At 63.5% G+C, this 16,553-nt stretch carries 14 protein-coding genes; 11 read left to right on the top strand and 3 right to left on the bottom strand.

All coding sequences use genetic code 11. From position 1 onward, the window contains the following. Positions 1 to 5: 5 nt before the first annotated feature. On the bottom strand, positions 6 to 1,172 hold the full coding sequence (locus J3P91_RS14960) for an ABC transporter substrate-binding protein (protein WP_434600880.1): 1,167 nt from the start codon (positions 1,170 to 1,172) through the stop codon (positions 6 to 8). Positions 1,173 to 1,570: 398 nt separating this feature from the next. On the opposite strand from J3P91_RS14960, the gene J3P91_RS14955 reads away from it, so the two are divergent. Both J3P91_RS14955 and J3P91_RS14950 read left to right on the top strand, forming a co-directional pair. Then, a complete protein-coding gene (locus J3P91_RS14955) occupies positions 1,571 to 2,827 on the top strand; it encodes a histidine kinase (RefSeq protein ID WP_434600879.1) in 1,257 nt (418 codons plus the stop codon). Continuing rightward, positions 2,824 to 3,462 (top strand): response regulator, encoded by a 639-nt coding sequence (locus tag J3P91_RS14950; RefSeq protein WP_434600878.1) that lies wholly within the window; start codon positions 2,824 to 2,826, stop codon positions 3,460 to 3,462. Before J3P91_RS14955 ends, J3P91_RS14950 begins: the two co-directional genes overlap by 4 nt. A 145-nt stretch (positions 3,463 to 3,607) precedes the next feature. Here the strand turns inward: J3P91_RS14950 and J3P91_RS14945 are convergent, their stop codons facing one another. Next, positions 3,608 to 4,246, bottom strand: a complete 639-nt coding sequence (locus J3P91_RS14945; RefSeq protein ID WP_434600877.1) for a pentapeptide repeat-containing protein — start codon at positions 4,244 to 4,246, stop codon at positions 3,608 to 3,610. A gap of 146 nt (positions 4,247 to 4,392) precedes the next feature. Beyond that, on the bottom strand, positions 4,393 to 6,249 hold the full coding sequence (gene exaA, locus J3P91_RS14940; RefSeq protein WP_434600876.1) for a quinoprotein ethanol dehydrogenase: 1,857 nt from the start codon (positions 6,247 to 6,249) through the stop codon (positions 4,393 to 4,395). Positions 6,250 to 6,500: 251 nt separating this feature from the next. On the opposite strand from exaA, the gene pedF reads away from it, so the two are divergent. From pedF to J3P91_RS14895, 9 genes are all read left to right on the top strand, one after another. After that, complete coding sequence (gene pedF, locus J3P91_RS14935; RefSeq protein WP_434574013.1) at positions 6,501 to 6,962, top strand: cytochrome c-550 PedF; 462 nt, start codon at positions 6,501 to 6,503, stop codon at positions 6,960 to 6,962. Between the two features lie 5 nt (positions 6,963 to 6,967). Further along, a complete protein-coding gene (locus J3P91_RS14930; protein ID WP_434600875.1) occupies positions 6,968 to 7,843 on the top strand; it encodes a substrate-binding periplasmic protein in 876 nt (291 codons plus the stop codon). A gap of 10 nt (positions 7,844 to 7,853) precedes the next feature. Next, positions 7,854 to 8,609 carry a quinoprotein dehydrogenase-associated SoxYZ-like carrier gene (locus J3P91_RS14925; protein WP_434600874.1) on the top strand — a complete coding sequence of 252 codons (756 nt, stop codon included), beginning with the start codon at positions 7,854 to 7,856 and terminating at the stop codon, positions 8,607 to 8,609. A gap of 16 nt (positions 8,610 to 8,625) precedes the next feature. Next, positions 8,626 to 9,564: a quinoprotein relay system zinc metallohydrolase 1 gene (locus tag J3P91_RS14920; RefSeq protein ID WP_434600873.1), complete on the top strand. Its 939-nt coding sequence runs from the start codon at positions 8,626 to 8,628 to the stop codon at positions 9,562 to 9,564. 265 nt (positions 9,565 to 9,829) lie between these two features. Next, positions 9,830 to 11,605, top strand: a complete 1,776-nt coding sequence (locus tag J3P91_RS14915; RefSeq protein ID WP_434600872.1) for a PQQ-dependent methanol/ethanol family dehydrogenase — start codon at positions 9,830 to 9,832, stop codon at positions 11,603 to 11,605. 274 nt (positions 11,606 to 11,879) lie between these two features. After that, positions 11,880 to 13,400 carry an acetaldehyde dehydrogenase ExaC gene (gene exaC / locus J3P91_RS14910; protein ID WP_434574020.1) on the top strand — a complete coding sequence of 507 codons (1,521 nt, stop codon included), beginning with the start codon at positions 11,880 to 11,882 and terminating at the stop codon, positions 13,398 to 13,400. A 279-nt stretch (positions 13,401 to 13,679) separates the two neighbouring features. Then, the gene (pqqA, locus tag J3P91_RS14905; protein ID WP_003243383.1) at positions 13,680 to 13,751 is read left to right on the top strand and encodes a pyrroloquinoline quinone precursor peptide PqqA; all 72 of its coding nucleotides are present in this window, start codon (positions 13,680 to 13,682) and stop codon (positions 13,749 to 13,751) included. Positions 13,752 to 13,879: 128 nt separating this feature from the next. After that, positions 13,880 to 15,037 carry an alcohol dehydrogenase-like regulatory protein ErcA gene (gene ercA / locus J3P91_RS14900; RefSeq protein ID WP_434605149.1) on the top strand — a complete coding sequence of 386 codons (1,158 nt, stop codon included), beginning with the start codon at positions 13,880 to 13,882 and terminating at the stop codon, positions 15,035 to 15,037. Next, positions 15,021 to 16,391 (top strand): ATP-binding response regulator, encoded by a 1,371-nt coding sequence (locus tag J3P91_RS14895; RefSeq protein ID WP_434600871.1) that lies wholly within the window; start codon positions 15,021 to 15,023, stop codon positions 16,389 to 16,391. The genes ercA and J3P91_RS14895 overlap by 17 nt, the downstream gene beginning before the upstream one ends. Positions 16,392 to 16,553 lie beyond the last annotated feature (162 nt).

The following is a 16,553-nucleotide window of genomic DNA, read 5'->3' as shown; positions in this document are numbered from 1 at the left end:
ATTGATCAGGGGTAGCGGCAGCTGACTTCGGGCCGGTCGTAGCCCAAGCTGTCCATTTCGTTGCTGGGGTGCAGGAACCCGTCCTGGGGCGAGGTACTGACCAGGGCGCGTGGCTGGACCAGCGCAATGGGTTGGCGCAATTGGCCGTTCCAGGGGCGATAGCTGAGCTTGCGGCCCTTGAAACCGTCGAGCGGCAGTTGGTCGCCGAGGGCCAGTTGGCGGATGGCGAAAGGGTCATCCCGACGCAGTTTGCCGACGGCGGCGGCGATGCTGCGCACGGCGATCCAGGCGGCGAAGTCGCGGTCGTTCATCCAGCGCCCGGCCAAGGCTTCGAAGCGTTTTTGCAACTGCGCCGCACCGTAGGTCTCGACGGTCTTGTGCCAGCCGGTCGGGGTCAGTCCCTGGGTCCCGGCCACGGGGCGCGGGTACCACGTCTGGTAGGGCACGTACTCGCCAAAATCGCCGCGCTCGTCGGCCACCAGCACCACGTCGTATTCGGCGGTCTGGGTGAACAGCGGCATGTCGGCCTGGGCACTGCGGCGCTGGTCGTTGTCGAACTGCCAGGGTTTCTCGGCGACGATCTTCATGCCGAAACGCTTCATGGCCCGGCGCAGTGCGGCGGCGTAGGCCTGGTCCGCGGGTGTCTGGCCGACGATCAGCAAGGCGCGCTGCCATTTGCGGACGACGCTGAACTGGATCAGCGCATCGGCGAGTGTCGCCCGATCAGGCAGGGTGTGCAGCACGTTGCCCAGGCAGTCGCTCGTGCGTAGGCTGTCGTCGGGGCTGCCGGCGTTGAACAGCAGGCTGTCGGGCAGGGCGGCGCTGAGCTGGCGCAGGCTGGTAGCGGGTGCATTCACCACGAACAGCCGCAGGCCCCGATCGTGCTGGGCGCGGGCGGCCTGAAGCAGCGCTTCGGGGCTGTCTACGCTGGCGCTTTCGAGGCGGTAGTCGTGCTTGAGAAAACGTCCGGTGCTGTTGCTGTCGACAATCGCCAGCTCGGCGCCGCGCAGCCCGGCATCGGTGGGTTCGGCAATCACATTGGACAGCAGCGGGCCGGGATCGGGGCGATAACCCAGGTAGCCGATGCGCACTTGCAACGCCACGGCATCGCCGGCCTGAGCGGTGGTCGTAGCCAGCAGATAAACCAGGGCAAAACGTGCAAGCCGACGCATGACATCCTCCATTGCAGGTAGCGCCAGCATAGGAAGGCCAAGAGCGCGGGGAAATATGCAGAAAGTACCGCCGGGGCAGTACCAAGGTAGTAGCTCGGCGCGGGCGTCGGGGTTTTAGGATGGCGATATCGTCATTCATCAGGGAGCGGACGGATCGTGCGGATACTCAAGACGCTGCTGTTGCCGTTGTTGCTGATCCTGAGCCTGATCGGGGTTGACAGGCATAAGACCATCCCTGTGGGAGCGAGCTTGCTCGCGATAGCGGTGGTTCAGCCGACCTTGATGTTGGATGCGCCGCCGTCATCGCGAGCAAGCTCGCTCCCACAGGATGTCGGTGTCCCACAGAGGGCCGGTGTCCCACACGGGGCCGGTTCAGACCAGGGGGCGGGGCGCTAGCCATGTCCGCCCTCTGGCGAATCAACCTCTGGGTCACGGTGTTCTTTGCCCTGGTCGCCGTGGCCTGCGCAACGCTGCTGCTGCACCAGGCCACCGCCGATGTGCAGCGCGAACTGCAATCGGCCGAGTCGGTGGTGCATTACCTGCGCGAAACCGCCGAGCGTGATCCGACCAGTCTTCAATCGCGCCTTACCGGCAGCCTGCGTCACGTGCGGGTGCATTGGCTGGCGCCTGGGGAGAACGCCCCGGCGAACGATCCCGGGTTGCAGGCCTGGCTGGGTCGCCAACTGTTGGCCGACGGCCCGGCTGCGCAGATGGTGGTCCTGCAGGATGGGCGTCGGGCTTGGATCGCTGTCGACCCACGGGATGAGATCGACGAGATCCTCGATTCCCTGGCGCAACTGTTCGGCGTCTGCCTGATGGCACTCTTCGTCAGTTTGTTGGTGATTCGCTGGGCGGTGCGCCGGGGCGTGCGTTTGCTGGATGAATTGCTCCACGCGATGCGCCAGGTGTCCGCCGGGGACTTGCAGGTCAGCCTGCGCACCGAAGGCGTTTCGGAAGCCCAGCAGTTGGCAGAGCATTTCAATCGGATGACCGCCGCGCTGGCCCAGACCCGCGCGGACAACGCCCGGCTGACCCGGGCACTGCTGGCAGTGCAGGAGCAGGAGCGCACGCGCCTGGCGCAGACGCTGCACGATGACCTTGGCCAATACGTGGCCGGTATTCGCGCACGGGCCTGTCTGCTGCGCCTGGTCATCCATCAGCCGCCAGCCTTGGAGCAGACGGCACACGAACTGGAAGAACACTGCGATCACCTGCAAAAAGGCTTTCGCGCGTTGGTCCACGACTTGTATCCGGTGGTGCTGCAGCACCTGCCATTGTGCGAGGCAATCGGGCTGCTCGCGAGGCAGTGGCAGGACAGACACGGGATCGCCTGTCAGTTGCGAGTCGATGGAGCATCGCCGTCGATAACCGGGCCTGACAAGGCCCACCTTTATCGCCTGTTGCAGGAAGCACTGACCAACATCGCCCGGCACGCCAACGCCAATCAGGTACGGATTCGCTTGCAGCACCGCAGCGGCCGCCTGCGCCTGCTGGTGCGCGATAACGGACGTGGCGCGCAGCAACCGGCCCGGGCGGGTGTCGGCCTGCATTCGATGGCCGAACGGGCCCGCAGCCTTGGTGGTGAGCTGCGCATCATCAGCCAGCCCGGCGCCGGGTGGGCGCTGGCCTTGAACATTCCCCTGGAGGCTTCATGAACATCTTGTTGGTGGACGATCACGCTGTGGTTCGGCAAGGTTATGCCAGCCTGTTGCGAGCGTTGATGCCGGAACTGCTGGTGCGCGAAGCGGCCTCGGGCGAAGAAGCGTTGAGCCAGGTGCAGGAACAGGTGCCGAACCTGGTGATCATGGACTTCGGCCTGCCGGGCATCAGCGGCCTGGAAACCACCCGCCGCCTGCGTCAACGCTTTCCGCAACTGCGCGTGCTGTTTTTCAGCATGCACGACGAACTGCCATTGGTGCGCCAGGCGCTGGACGCCGGCGCAGCGGGTTACCTGACCAAAAACTCGGCACCGCAAATATTGCTGGAGGCGGTGCGCCGGGTGCTGGCCGGCCATGCCTATATCGAGCAGGCGCTGGCGACCCAACTGGCCTGCGCCAGCAGCCGGCCCGATGCGGACCCGCGCCTGCAATCGATGACCCAACGCGAACTGGAGATCTTCGTCATGCTCGCCAGGGGCACCCCGGCGCGGACCATCGCCGAACAGCTGTGCATCAGCGCCAAGACCGTGTCCAACCATCTGACGCTGCTCAAGAGCAAGCTGCAGGTCAGCTCCCATGCCGAACTGGTCCACCTGGGAATCGATATGGGCGTGGTGCGCGTGGCTGGGTGAAATGCTGGTCCGTGGCGAGGGAGCTTGCTCCCGCTGGGCTGCGAAGCAGCCCCAACAAGCTCGATTCAATGAACCTGACATTCCGAGGTGTCTGGTTTTGGGGGCGCTTCGCACCCCAGCGGGAGCAAGCTCCCTCGCCACGGTCTCAGTGATCCCAACTTGTGGGGCAACCGATGCAGTCCTGCATATTCGCATCCTGGAAATTCCCGTAATGCTGGCGCGAGCCACTCAGGTTGGCCTGTTCCAGGTTGCTTTCAGCGAGCTTGACCTCTTGCAGGTTGGCATCGCGCAGGTCGGCGCCCTTGAGGTCGGCCTTGCTCAGCCAGGCCATCTCCAGGTCGGCGGCTTGCAGGTTGGCCTCGTGCAAGCGAGCCCCGGACAAACGGGCGAACTGTAGGTAGGCACCGCTCAGGTCGGCCCGCTGGAACTGTGCGCCCTGGGCGAACAGCCCCCAGCCCTGGATTGCCTTGAGCGTGGCGCCGCTGAAATTCGCCAGGCGCAGGTTGCTCTGTTGCAGGCTGGCACGGTTCAGGTTGGCGCCCTGGAGCTGCGCCTTTTCAAGGTTGGCCAGGTCGAGCCGCGCATGACGCAGGTCGGCATCGCGCAAGTCGGCGCCGGCGAGATTCATCTTGCGCAGGTCCTGGCTCGCCAGGTTGGCGCCCCGCAGGTTGGCGCCGGGGCATTGGCTGGATTCGGCGATGAGGCAGCCGTTGATGGTCAGAGGGGTGTCGTCGGCGTTGGCACCGGCGGCGAGGAGCAGAAGCAGTAAGGGCAGTGGTTTCATGGCCTACACTCGGGCAAGTGTGGGAGCGAGCTTGCTCGCGATAGCGCAGTGTCAGTCAACGAAAATATCGACTGAACGACCGCCATCGCGAGCAAGCTCGCTCCCACAGGGGTTGTGGTGGGGGCAGGGCTCAGGTTGGGTCAGGGTTATTTCTGCGCCGTCGCTTTATCCCAACTCGGAATCTTGAACACCCAGAACGACCCGCCCTGAGCCACCGGTTTGGTCAGTTCGGCCATGTCGCCGCCCCACAACGGCACGGCGCCGCCATAACCGACGGTCACGCCGATGTACTGCTCGCCGTCCTGTTCCCAGGTGATGGGCGGGGAGACGATGCCGCTGCCGGTCTGGAACTTCCATAGCTCCTTGCCGGTTTTCGCGTCGAAGGCCTTGAAGAAGCCGTCACCGGTGCCGGTGAACACCAGGTTGCCCTTGGTTGCCAGCACACCGGCCCACAACGGCAGCGGCTCCTTGTGTTCCCACACCACCTTGCCGGTGGTGGGGTTCATCGCCCGCAGGCTGCCGACGTGATCGTCGTACATGCGCTTGATGCGAAAACCCATGCCCAGGTAGGCCGAGCCTTTTTTGTAGCTGACCTCCTCGGTCCAATACTCCTCCTTCCACTGGTTGCCGGGCACATAGAACAGCCCGGTGTCCTGGCTGTACGCCATGGGGTTCCAGTTCTTGCCGCCGAGGAACGGCGGCGAGACCTCCACAGGTTTGCCCTTGGTTTCGCCTGGCAACGGCTTGGCCGGACGCTGGCCGGGGTTTTCCACGGGCCGACCGGTCTTCAGGTCGATGTGGCTGGCCCAGGTGATGTTGTCGACGAAGGGGAAAGCGTTCTGCAGCTTGCCGTTGTTGCGATCCACCACGTAGAAAAAACCGTTGCGGTCGGCGTGGGCGGTGGCCTTCACCTGTTTGCCGTCCTTGTCCTTGTAGTCGAACAGCACCAGCTCGTTGTTGCCGGAGAAGTCCCAGGCATCGTTGGGCGTGTGCTGGTAGAACCACTTCACTTCGCCAGTGCTTGGATCGACTCCCACCTGGCCCGAGGTGTAGAGGCTGTCGTAGTCATGCGGGTTGCCGTCCTTGGCGGTGCGCGCCCAGGTGTTCCACGGGCCGGGGTTGCCCGCGCCGACGATGATGGTGTTGGTCTCGGGGTCGAAACTGGCGCTCTGCCAAGGCGCGCCGCCACCGTGGCTCCAGGCCTCGACCTTACCGGTCTCGGTGGTTTTGTCGTCAGGCCAGGAGGGCGCCTTGACGTCGCCGGTCGGCGTGCTGTCCTTGCCGTTGAGGCGGCCCATGTGGCCTTCGACAAACGGCCGCATCCAGACCTCTTCACCGGTGTCCGGGTCGCGGGCGAACAATTGCCCGACGACACCGAACTCGTCGCCGGAGCTGCCGTGGATCAGCAGGACCTTGCCGCTGGTCTTGTCCTTGATCAGCACTGGGGCGCCGGTCATGGTGTAGCCGCCGGCGTGGTCGCCGAATTTCTTGTTCCAGACCACCTTGCCGGTGTTCTTGTCCAGGGCAACCACCCGTGCGTCCAGAGTCCCGAAGTAGATCTTGTCGCCATAAATGGCCGCGCCACGGTTCACCACATCGCAGCAGGGCCGGATGTTGTCCGGCAGGCGGTGGTTGTAGGTCCACAGGCGTTTGCCGGTCCGGGCGTCGAGGGCGAACACCCGGGAATAGGATCCGGTGACATACACCACGCCGTCGCTGACGATCGCCTGGGATTCCTGGCCGCGCTGTTTTTCGTCGCCGAACGAGTAGGACCAGGCCGGGGTGAGCTTGAACACGTTCTTGTCGTTGACCTGGGCCAGCGGACTCCAGCGCTGGGCGTTGGTGCCCATGCCGTATTGCAGCACGTCCTTCGTCGTCAGGTGATCGTTGGCAATGTCTTCCCAGGTCACGGCGGCGTGCGCCTGCGGACCCAGGGACAGGCCGCCGGCGAGCAGCAAGGCAACGCTCAGGGAGGAGAGGGCAGGTAGCGTTTTTATTGTCATGGTGGGATTTCCCAGTGAGGTTTTGGCCTGACTAGGGTCGGTCTCGCAAGCTTTGTCCGATACGGAAAAAGTCCCGCCCTTGCCGGGAAGACTTCCCAAAGCGCCTGTCTTTGCGACTTGCGTCGTATGGCCCGCTACCAAGGAACTAGACCCCGGCCACCAAAGCAGCATTCGGCCGGCGGCGGGCGCTTCCTAAGATGACGGCACGGCCTCTGTGAAGAGGTCTTGCGTGCAATTTCGAGGGCATAACAATGACAACAAAACGCAACGCCATCATCGCTAGCGCATTGCTGATAGGGCTGACTGGCGCAGGCTCGGCATGGGCCCATGGCAACGTAGTGCCCCAGGCAGTGGAAACCCAAGGGCTGACGCCGATCAAGGACACCAACCTGCCGTTGGATGCCGACGGCTGGGCGGCACAGAACCCGTATCGCAATTCTCCCGAACGCGAAAAAGCCGTGGAGATCGGCGCCTCGGCCTACAACCAGAACTGCGCGGCCTGCCATGGCCTTGAGGCCAAGTCCGGCGGTATCGCCCCGGACTTGCGCATGCTCGACGCCGCCGAGGCTGGCGATGAATGGTTTGTCGAACGCGTGCGCCATGGCGCGGTGCGCGATGGCCGGGTGTATATGCCGAAAATGGCCGATTACCTGAGCCAGGAAGCGCTGTGGGCGGTGCGTACCTACCTGGACAGCGTGCACGTCGAGGAGTGATTGTCATGCGCCTGTTCGCGTGGGTGATGTGCAGCCTGCTGTTGTGTGGCCAGGCGGTGCAGGCGCAGGTGCGCAGCTATGACCAGATGATTGCCGCCGGTGAATTGAAGGTCGCGGTCTACAAGGACTTCGCTCCCTACAGCTTTGAAGACCAGGGCCAGCCGCGGGGCGTTGACGTGGAGCTGGCGCAGGCCCTGGCCAAGGCCCTGGGCGTACGGCTGAAATTGCTCTGGGCACCGCCCGGCGAAAAGCTCGACGACGACTTGCGCGACTACATCTGGCGCAGCAGTCCGCTGCACGATCGACAACTGGCCGATCTGATGATGCGAGTGCCTTATGACCATGACTATGTACAAAGGCGCAACGACGTTGGCGAGCTGGAGAACGCCCAGGTCGTGATGTTCGGTCCGTATCAGCAGGAATGCTGGCAACTGGCGTACGACCGGCGTCGACTGGACTCGGTGGGCAGCGTTGCGGTGTTCCAGCAACACCCCATTGGCGTTGAAGTCGACAGCGTGCCGTCGTTCTACCTGACGTCCGTGTTCAACGGCATGCTCAGTGCCAAGACTCGCCATTATCCCAGCGTTGCCAAGGCCTTCGGCGCCATGCAGGCCGGGGAGGTCGATGCGGTCATGGCGATGCGCGGGGAAATCGACTGGCAAGTGCACCGGACGGCTGATCCGCAATTGGTCCTGGCAGAGAACGCCTATCCGAACATGGGCAAGCAGCGCTGGGAAATCGGCATGGCCGTGCACGAAAGCAACCGGCAACTGGCCTATGCGGTGGAGGAAGCCTTGGAAGCGTTGATCCGCGACGGCAGCCTCAAGGCCGTGTATGCCCGCTATGGCCTGCGCTACGAAGTGCCGGACATGTATCAATAGGAGCGCAGCGATGAACTGGCGAGCGTGGGGCCTGCTGTGGTGTTGCCTGCCGTTGATGGCGAGCGCGATCGAGCCGGGAAAGGACCCGGTGCCTTCCGTGATGTGGGCTTTCTATCACAAGCAACTGCTGGCGGACGCGCCGTTCGTGTTCGACGAGCGAGTCCGGCTGCTGGCGCCACCGTTTGCCGAAGACGCGCGCCAGGTGCCGCTGGAAATCGACGCCCGCGCCTTTACCGGCGACGTCGTGCGTATATTGGCCTGGGCCGAACTGAACCCGCTGCCGAAGATTGTCGACTTCCAGCCCACGGAACGGGTGCTGCCCTGGCTGTCGATCCGTATTCGCATCGAGCAAGCCACTCCATTGCGTGCGGCGGTGCAGACCCGCGACGGGCTGTGGCACGTCGGTTCGACGCTGATCGACGCGGCGGGTGGCGGCTGCACCGCGCCCAGCGTCGTGCGCACCCAACCGGGTTGGGAGGAGCACTTGGGCGAAATGCTGGGCGGTCGCTACCCGCGGGGCGATTCGAGTCGCCTGCGTCTGCAGGTTGCCCACCCCATGGACAACGGCCTGGTCAGCGGCATCCCGGAGTTTTTCATCAACCAGGCTCGGCTGCTGGATGCCGACGGCAAGCTGTTGGCGCGCCTGGAGCTGTTTCCGGCGGTCAGCGAAAACCCCTCCCTGGGCTTCGACATCCAGGGCCCGGGACAGACCCGCCTGTTGCTGCGCGACACCAGCGGCAACGAGTTCGACGCAGCCATTCCCTGACCACAAGGAGCACGCCATGCGCTGGTTGATGCTGATCTGTCTTGGGCTGTGCCTGCCGGCCTGGTCCACCACCGAATATTCGCTCAAGCCACGGCAGATCGCCGAGGGCACATGGCTGCTGGAAGGCAGCACGGATAATTTTGCCAAGGTCAACGGCGGCAATGTCGTCAATACAGCGTTCATCGTCACCGAGGCCGGCGTGGTGGTCATCGACACCGGACCGTCGAAGCGCTACGGCGAGGCGCTGCGCCAGGCCATCGCCGCAACGACTGACAAGCCGGTGGCTCAGGTGCTGCTGACTCATCATCACCCTGACCATGTGTTGGGCAACCAGGCCTTCAGCGATGTGCCCATCGGGGCGCTGCCCGGCACCACCGATCTGCTGCGACAGCAGGGCGACGCGATGGCGGAAAACATGTACCGGCTGGTGGGCGACTGGATGCGCGGCACCGAGGTGGTGCTGCCGACGCAGGCGTTGAGCCCCGGCACGCTGCAGGTGGGTGAGCATTCGTTGCGCTTGCTGGCGCTGGCCGGGCATACCGGGGCGGACCTGGCGATCCTTGATGAAACCACGGGCGTGCTGTTCGCCGGCGACCTGGTGTTTTATGAGCGAGCGCTGACCACCCCGAACAGCCCCGGCCTGGAGATATGGCTCAAGGACCTGGACACCTTGCAGGGCCTGCCATGGAAGCAGATCGTGCCCGGACATGGTCCGCTGGCGGCGGATGCCCGGCCATTCGCGCAGATGCGCGACTACCTCGGCTGGCTCGACCAACTGATGCGCGACGGCGCGGCCCGGGGCGACGACATGGCCGAGATGATCCGCAGCCCCATCCCCGAGCGCTTCGCCGCGATCAGCCTGAGCCGGTATGAGTTGATTCGCAGCGTCAGCCATCTTTACCCGCGTTATGAGCGGACGGCGATGAGGCGGGTGGATACCCAAAACCCTGACTGATCACTGATCCCCGTGGCGAGGGAGCTTGCTCCCGCTGGGCTGCGCAGCAGCCCTTCTGTTGTCACCCTGGTTATCAATGTTGACCGGCTATCTTAGGGCCGCTGCGCGCCCCAGCGGGAGCAAGCTCCCTCCCACGGGGGACATGTACCAAGGAACTAGAAAACTCAACATTGCGGGCAATTGTTGGCGACGGCGCCGAGCCCAAGAATCTGTGGCAGACCGGGAAAATTTCCCGGGTATAACAATAACCGCAGAGGTAGCCGTCATGACTCATCCCGCACGTCGCCAATCCTTCGCCGTGAGCCTGCTGCTCAGTGCCATGCTGCTGTCCGGCTCGGCCTTGGCCGCCGTGACCGACCAGGAAATTCTCCAGGACCCGAAAAATCCGCAGCAAGTCGTGACCAACGGCCTCGGTGTGCAGGGCCAGCGCTATAGCCCGCTCGACACGCTCAATGTGAATAACGTCAAGGACCTTCGGCCGGTCTGGGCGTTTTCGTTCGGCGGCGAAAAGCAGCGCGGCCAGCAGGCCCAGCCCATGATCAAGGACGGGGTGATGTACCTCACCGGCTCCTATTCGCGGGTGTTCGCGGTGGACGCACGTACCGGCAAGAAACTCTGGCAATACGATGCGCGCCTGCCCGACGACATCCGTCCCTGCTGCGACGTGATTAACCGTGGCGTGGCGCTGTATGGCGACCTGGTGTTCTTCGGCACGCTGGACGCCAAGCTGGTGGCCTTGAACAAGGACACCGGCAAGGTGGTGTGGAGCAAAAAAGTCGCTGACCACAAGGAAGGTTATTCCATCAGCGCCGCGCCCATGGTCGTCAATGGCAAGCTCATCACCGGCGTGGCGGGCGGCGAGTTTGGCGTAGTTGGGCAGATCAGCGCCTTCGACCCGAAAAACGGCGAACTGCTCTGGACGCGGCCGACCGTGGAAGGCCACATGGGCTACGTCTACAAGGACGGCAAGGCCGTGGAGAATGGTATTTCCGGCGGCGAGGCCGGCAAGACCTGGCCCGGCGATCTGTGGAAAACCGGCGGTGCCGCGCCTTGGCTGGGCGGTTACTACGATCCGGAAACCAACCTCCTATTGTTCGGTACCGGCAACCCGGCACCGTGGAACTCCCACCTGCGCCCTGGCGACAACCTCTATTCCTCGTCGCGCCTGGCGCTGAACCCGGACGACGGCACCATCAAGTGGCACTTCCAGAGCACGCCACATGATGGTTGGGACTACGACGGCGTCAATGAGTTGATCTCGTTCAACTACAAAGACGGTGGCAAGGACATCAAGGCGGCAGCGACGGCCGATCGTAACGGTTTCTTCTACGTGCTCGACCGCACCAATGGCAAGTTCATCCGTGGTTTCCCGTTCGTCGACAAGATCACCTGGGCCTCGGGCCTGGACAAGGACGGGCGCCCGATCTACGTAGACACCAGCCGCCCGGGCGCACCGGGCAGCGAAGCCAAGGGCAGTTCGGTGTTCGTCGCCCCGGCGTTCCTCGGCGCGAAGAACTGGATGCCGATGGCCTATAACCAGGACACCGGTCTGTTCTACGTGCCGTCCAACGAGTGGGGCATGGACATCTGGAACGAGGGCATCGCCTACAAGAAAGGCGCGGCGTTCCTCGGGGCCGGGTTCACCATCAAGCCACTGAACGAGGATTACATCGGCGTGCTGCGGGCCATCGACCCGAAGACCGGCAAGGAAGTCTGGCGCCACAAGAACTTCGCGCCGCTGTGGGGCGGGGTGCTGACCACCAAGGGCAACCTGGTATTCACCGGTACGCCTGAAGGTTTCCTGCAAGCCTTCAACGCGAAGACCGGGGAAAAAGTCTGGGAGTTCCAGACCGGTTCCGGCGTGCTCGGCTCGCCGATTACCTGGGAGATGGACGGCGAGCAGTACGTCTCGGTGGTCTCCGGCTGGGGCGGCGCGGTACCGCTGTGGGGCGGCGAAGTGGCCAAGCGCGTGAAGGACTTCAACCAGGGCGGCATGCTCTGGACGTTCAAGTTGCCGAAAGAGCTGGTGGCCAAGCGCTGAGCTGAATTTGTATCCCCTGTAAATGCAAAACCTGTGGGAGCGAGCTTGCTCGCGATGGCGGCCGATCAGTCAACATCAATGCTGAATGTGCCGGCCTCATCGCGAGCAAGCTCGCTCCCACACAAAACACCATCTATCGGTAAGTCGCGGCATTACCTACGACCAAATAACGAGAGCGCCCCCTGCCAATGACGCATTCGTCCATCGCGCGGGGCTCTCTACCATCGGCCTATCGCCTGTCCCGCGACAGGCATCGACCAGGCAGAGGCCCATCATGATTTACGCACAACCCGGAACCCCAGGCGCCGTCGTTTCCTTCAAGCCGCGCTATGGCAATTTCATCGGCGGCGAATTCGTTCCGCCGGTCCACGCTGAGTACTTCACCAACACGTCGCCGGTCAACGGCGAAGTCATCGGCGAGTTTCCGCGCTCCAGCGCCGCCGACATCGACAAGGCCCTCGACGCCGCCCATGCCGCTGCCGACGCCTGGGGCAAAACCTCGGTCCAGGATCGCTCCCTGGTGCTGTTGAAAATCGCCGACCGTATCGAGCAGAACCTGGAGCTCCTTGCCGTGAGCGAGACCTGGGACAACGGCAAGGCCGTGCGCGAAACCCTCAATGCCGACGTACCGCTCGCGGCTGACCATTTCCGTTATTTCGCCGGCTGCATCCGCGCCCAGGAGGGTGGGGCCGCCGAAATCAACGAACTGACCACGGCCTACCATTTCCATGAACCGCTGGGCGTAGTCGGGCAGATCATCCCGTGGAACTTCCCGTTGTTGATGGCCGCCTGGAAACTCGCCCCGGCCCTGGCGGCCGGCAACTGCATCGTGCTCAAGCCGGCGGAGCAGACGCCGCTGTCGATCACCGTGTTCGCCGAGCTGATCGCCGACCTGCTGCCAGCCGGCGTCCTGAACATCGTCCACGGCTTCGGCCGCGAAGCCGGTGAAGCCCTGGCTACCAGCAAACGCATCGCCAAGATCGCCTTCACCGGTTCCACCCCGGTCGGCTCGCACATCATGAAATGCGCCGCCGAAAACATCATCCCGTCCACCGTGGAACTGGGCGGCAAGTCGCCGAACATCTTCTTCGAAGACATCATGCAGGCCGAACCGGCGTTCATCGAAAAAGCTGCCGAAGGCCTGGTGCTGGCGTTCTTCAACCAGGGTGAAGTCTGCACCTGCCCATCCCGGGCGCTGGTCCAGGAGTCGATCTACGACGAATTCATGCAAGTGGTGCTGAAGAAGATCCAGCAGATCAAGCGCGGCAACCCGCTGGACACCGAGACCATGGTCGGCGCCCAGGCGTCCGAGCAGCAGTACGACAAGATCCTTTCGTACCTGGACATCGCCCGGGAAGAGGGCGCCGAATTGCTCACCGGTGGCGCGGCGGAACGCCTTGAAGGCGACCTGTCGAGCGGCTATTACATCCAGCCGACCCTGCTCAAGGGCCACAACAAGATGCGCGTGTTCCAGGAAGAAATCTTCGGGCCGGTGGTGGGCGTGACCACCTTCAAGGACGAAGCCGAAGCCCTGGCCATCGCCAACGACACCGAGTTCGGCCTCGGCGCCGGCCTCTGGACTCGCGACATCAACCGCGCCTACCGCATGGGCCGGGCAATCAAGGCTGGACGCGTCTGGACCAACTGCTACCACCTGTACCCGGCGCATGCGGCGTTTGGTGGCTACAAGAAGTCCGGCGTCGGGCGTGAGACGCACAAGATGATGCTCGACCATTATCAGCAGACCAAGAACCTGCTGGTGAGCTATGACGTCAATCCGTTGGGGTTCTTCTGATCCTCGCCGCATCCATTGACTGAGCCCTGTGGCGAGGGAGCTTGCTCCCGCTGGGCCGCGGAAGCGGCCCCCTTCTTCAAGGCAAAGCATTGACTGTGTAGCGGCTATTTTTGGGGCTGCTGCGCAGCCCAGCGGGAGCAAGCTCCCTCGCCACGGTAATCGCTGTTGCTAATACCAACGCACCCCGTGCACTCCTTCGAAAGTAGCATTCGGCCCCAGGCCGCCCCCGTGCATTAATGAACCTGCCGGAATCGCCCGGTACAAGAAGAGGAAAGACCCATGTGGACTAAACCCGCGTATACCGACCTGCGTATCGGCTTTGAAGTGACGATGTACTTCGCCAACCGATGAGTGCCGGCCCGGCCCGACGCGTTCGGGCCGGGCTACCCATTGGTCGGATTGCATTCACGGCGCGATGCTTTAGGCTCAAGGTACCCCCGACAATAACAATAGGCTTACCGATGAGCCCCCCTGAAAAAATGAGCCTCAGCCCGCTGCGCAAGTTCGTTTCTCCTGAAATCATGTTCGGTGCCGGCTGCCGGCACAATGTCGGCAACTACGCCAAGACCTTTGGCGCCCGCAAGGTGCTGGTGGTCACTGACCCCGGGGTTATCGCCGCCGGTTGGGTCGGTGATGTCGAAGCCAGCCTGCAAGCCCTGGGCATCGATTACTGCATCTACAGCGACGTTTCGCCCAACCCACGGGTCGAGGAAGTCATGCTCGGCGCCGAGACGTACCGTGAAAACCACTGCGACGTGATCGTCGCGGTCGGTGGTGGCAGCCCGATGGACTGTGGCAAGGCGATCGGCATCGTCGTCGCCCACGGTCGCAGCATCCTCGAATTCGAAGGCGTCGACACCCTGCAGATACCCAGCCCGCCGCTGATCCTGATCCCGACCACGGCCGGCACCTCGGCCGATGTGTCGCAGTTCGTGATCATCTCGAACCAGCAGGAGCGCATGAAGTTTTCCATCGTCAGCAAGGCGGCGGTGCCGGATGTGTCGTTGATCGATCCGGAGACGACCCTGAGCATGGACCCGTTCCTCTCGGCCTGTACCGGTATCGACGCGCTGGTGCATGCCATCGAGGCGTTCGTCTCCACCGGCCACGGGCCGTTGACCGATCCTCACGCGCTGGAGGCGATGCGCCTGATCAACACCCACTTGGTACAGATGATCGCCAACCCGGCCGACGTCGCCCTGCGCGAGAAAATCATGCTCGGCAGCATGCAGGCCGGGCTGGCGTTTTCCAACGCGATCCTCGGCGCGGTGCATGCCATGTCCCACAGCCTCGGTGGCTTCCTCGACCTGCCCCATGGCTTGTGCAACGCAGTGCTGGTGGAGCATGTGGTGGCGTTCAACTACAACTCGGCGCCGGAGCGTTTCAAGGTGATTGCCGAAACCCTGGGCATCGATTGTCGCGGGCTCAACCATCGACAGATCCGCACGCGGCTGGTGGAACACCTGATTGCCCTCAAGCACACCATCGGTTTCCACGAAACCCTCGGCTTGCATGGGGTGAGTACCTCGGACATTCCATTCCTGTCGCAACACGCCATGCATGACCCGTGCATCCTTACCAATCCACGGGAGTCGAGCCAGCGGGATGTCGAGGTCGTCTATGGCGAAGCCCTCTGACGAACAGCAAAAGGCTCTCGCCGGGCTGCTGGGATTGGGCAATCATTCGACGCGCAAGAGCCATTACCCGGAGCTGGCGGCGCGTCTCGCCGAACTGGAACAGGCCCGCCGGCATCTGCAGCAACTCAACGACCAACTGGAGCAACGGGTAGCGGAGCGCACCGATGCGTTGCTGGAGGCCAACCACAACCTGCAACAGCAGATCGCCCAGCGCGAGTTGGTCGAGCAACAGCTGCGCGATGCCCGGGACGCCGCCCAGGCCGCGAACCGCAGCAAGGACAAATACCTGGCCGCCGCCAGCCACGATCTGCTGCAACCGCTCAACGCCGCTCGGTTGCTGATTGCTACATTGCGTGAACGCCAGATGCCTGCAGCCGAGCATTTGCTGGTGGAACGCACGCACCAGGCGCTCGAAGGCGCCGAGGACCTGCTCACCGACCTGCTGGATATTTCCCGGCTCGACCAGGCCGCCGTAAAACCCGACCCGGCGCCGTATCGGCTGGATGAGCTGCTCGCGCCGCTGGTGTCGGAATTCCAATCGGTGGCCGGCGCCGCGGGCCTGGAATTGCGCGTGCGATTCGCCGATGAAGCGGTGCTGACCGACCTGCGGTTGATGACCCGCATCCTGCGCAATCTGCTGAGCAACGCCTGTCGCTACACCGACCAGGGCGGCATCCTCCTGGCGGCGCGGCGACGGGGAGGGCGCTTGAGCCTGGAGGTCTGGGACACGGGCAGGGGCATTGCCGACGATTGCCTGGAATCGATTTTCCTCGAGTTCAACCAACTGGATGTCGGCCGCGCGGCGGACCGCAAGGGCGTCGGCCTGGGGCTGGCGATCGTCGAGCGTATCGCTCATATCCTCGGCTACCGGGTGCGGGTGCGTTCGCGACCGGGACGCGGCTCGGTGTTCAGCATCGAGGTGCCATTGTCTGCCGAAAAGCCACTGCCCCTGACCCACGCGCCTGCTCAGGCCGTCGCCGGAAACCCGTTGCCTGGGCGCCGGTTACTGGTCATCGACAATGAGCTGAGCATTTTGCAGAGCATGGCGGCACTGCTCGGGCAGTGGGGGTGCGAAGTGCTGACCGCCACCGACGAAGCGGGCGCCTTCGATGTGCTTCAAGGCCGCGCACCGGAGCTGATCCTGGCGGATTTTCACCTCGACCATGGGGTGGTCGGCTGCGAGGTGGTCAAGCACCTGCGCGAACATTTCCAGCAAGCGATCCCCGCTGTGATCATCACTGCCGACCGCAGCGACCAGTGCCGCCGTGCCTTGCGCAAGCTGAATGCGCCGCTGCTCAACAAACCGGTAAAGCCGGGCAAGTTGCGGGCGGTGTTGAGCCAGTTGTTGGGGTAGTCGGTCTTCAATTAAACCTGTGGGAGCGAGCTTGCTCGCGATAGCGGAGTGTCAGGCAAACATGTTCCGGCTGACCCACCGCCATCGCGAGCAAGCTCGCTCCCACAAAGGCATCGGAATGGATAACAACACTTTGTGTTATGTTATCCTCTTTCTTTTGGC

It is taken from the genome of Pseudomonas sp. Z4-7 (assembly GCF_051131965.1).
GTDB lineage: Bacteria > Pseudomonadota > Gammaproteobacteria > Pseudomonadales > Pseudomonadaceae > Aquipseudomonas.
This window is presented reverse-complemented; position numbering and strand designations above follow the sequence as displayed.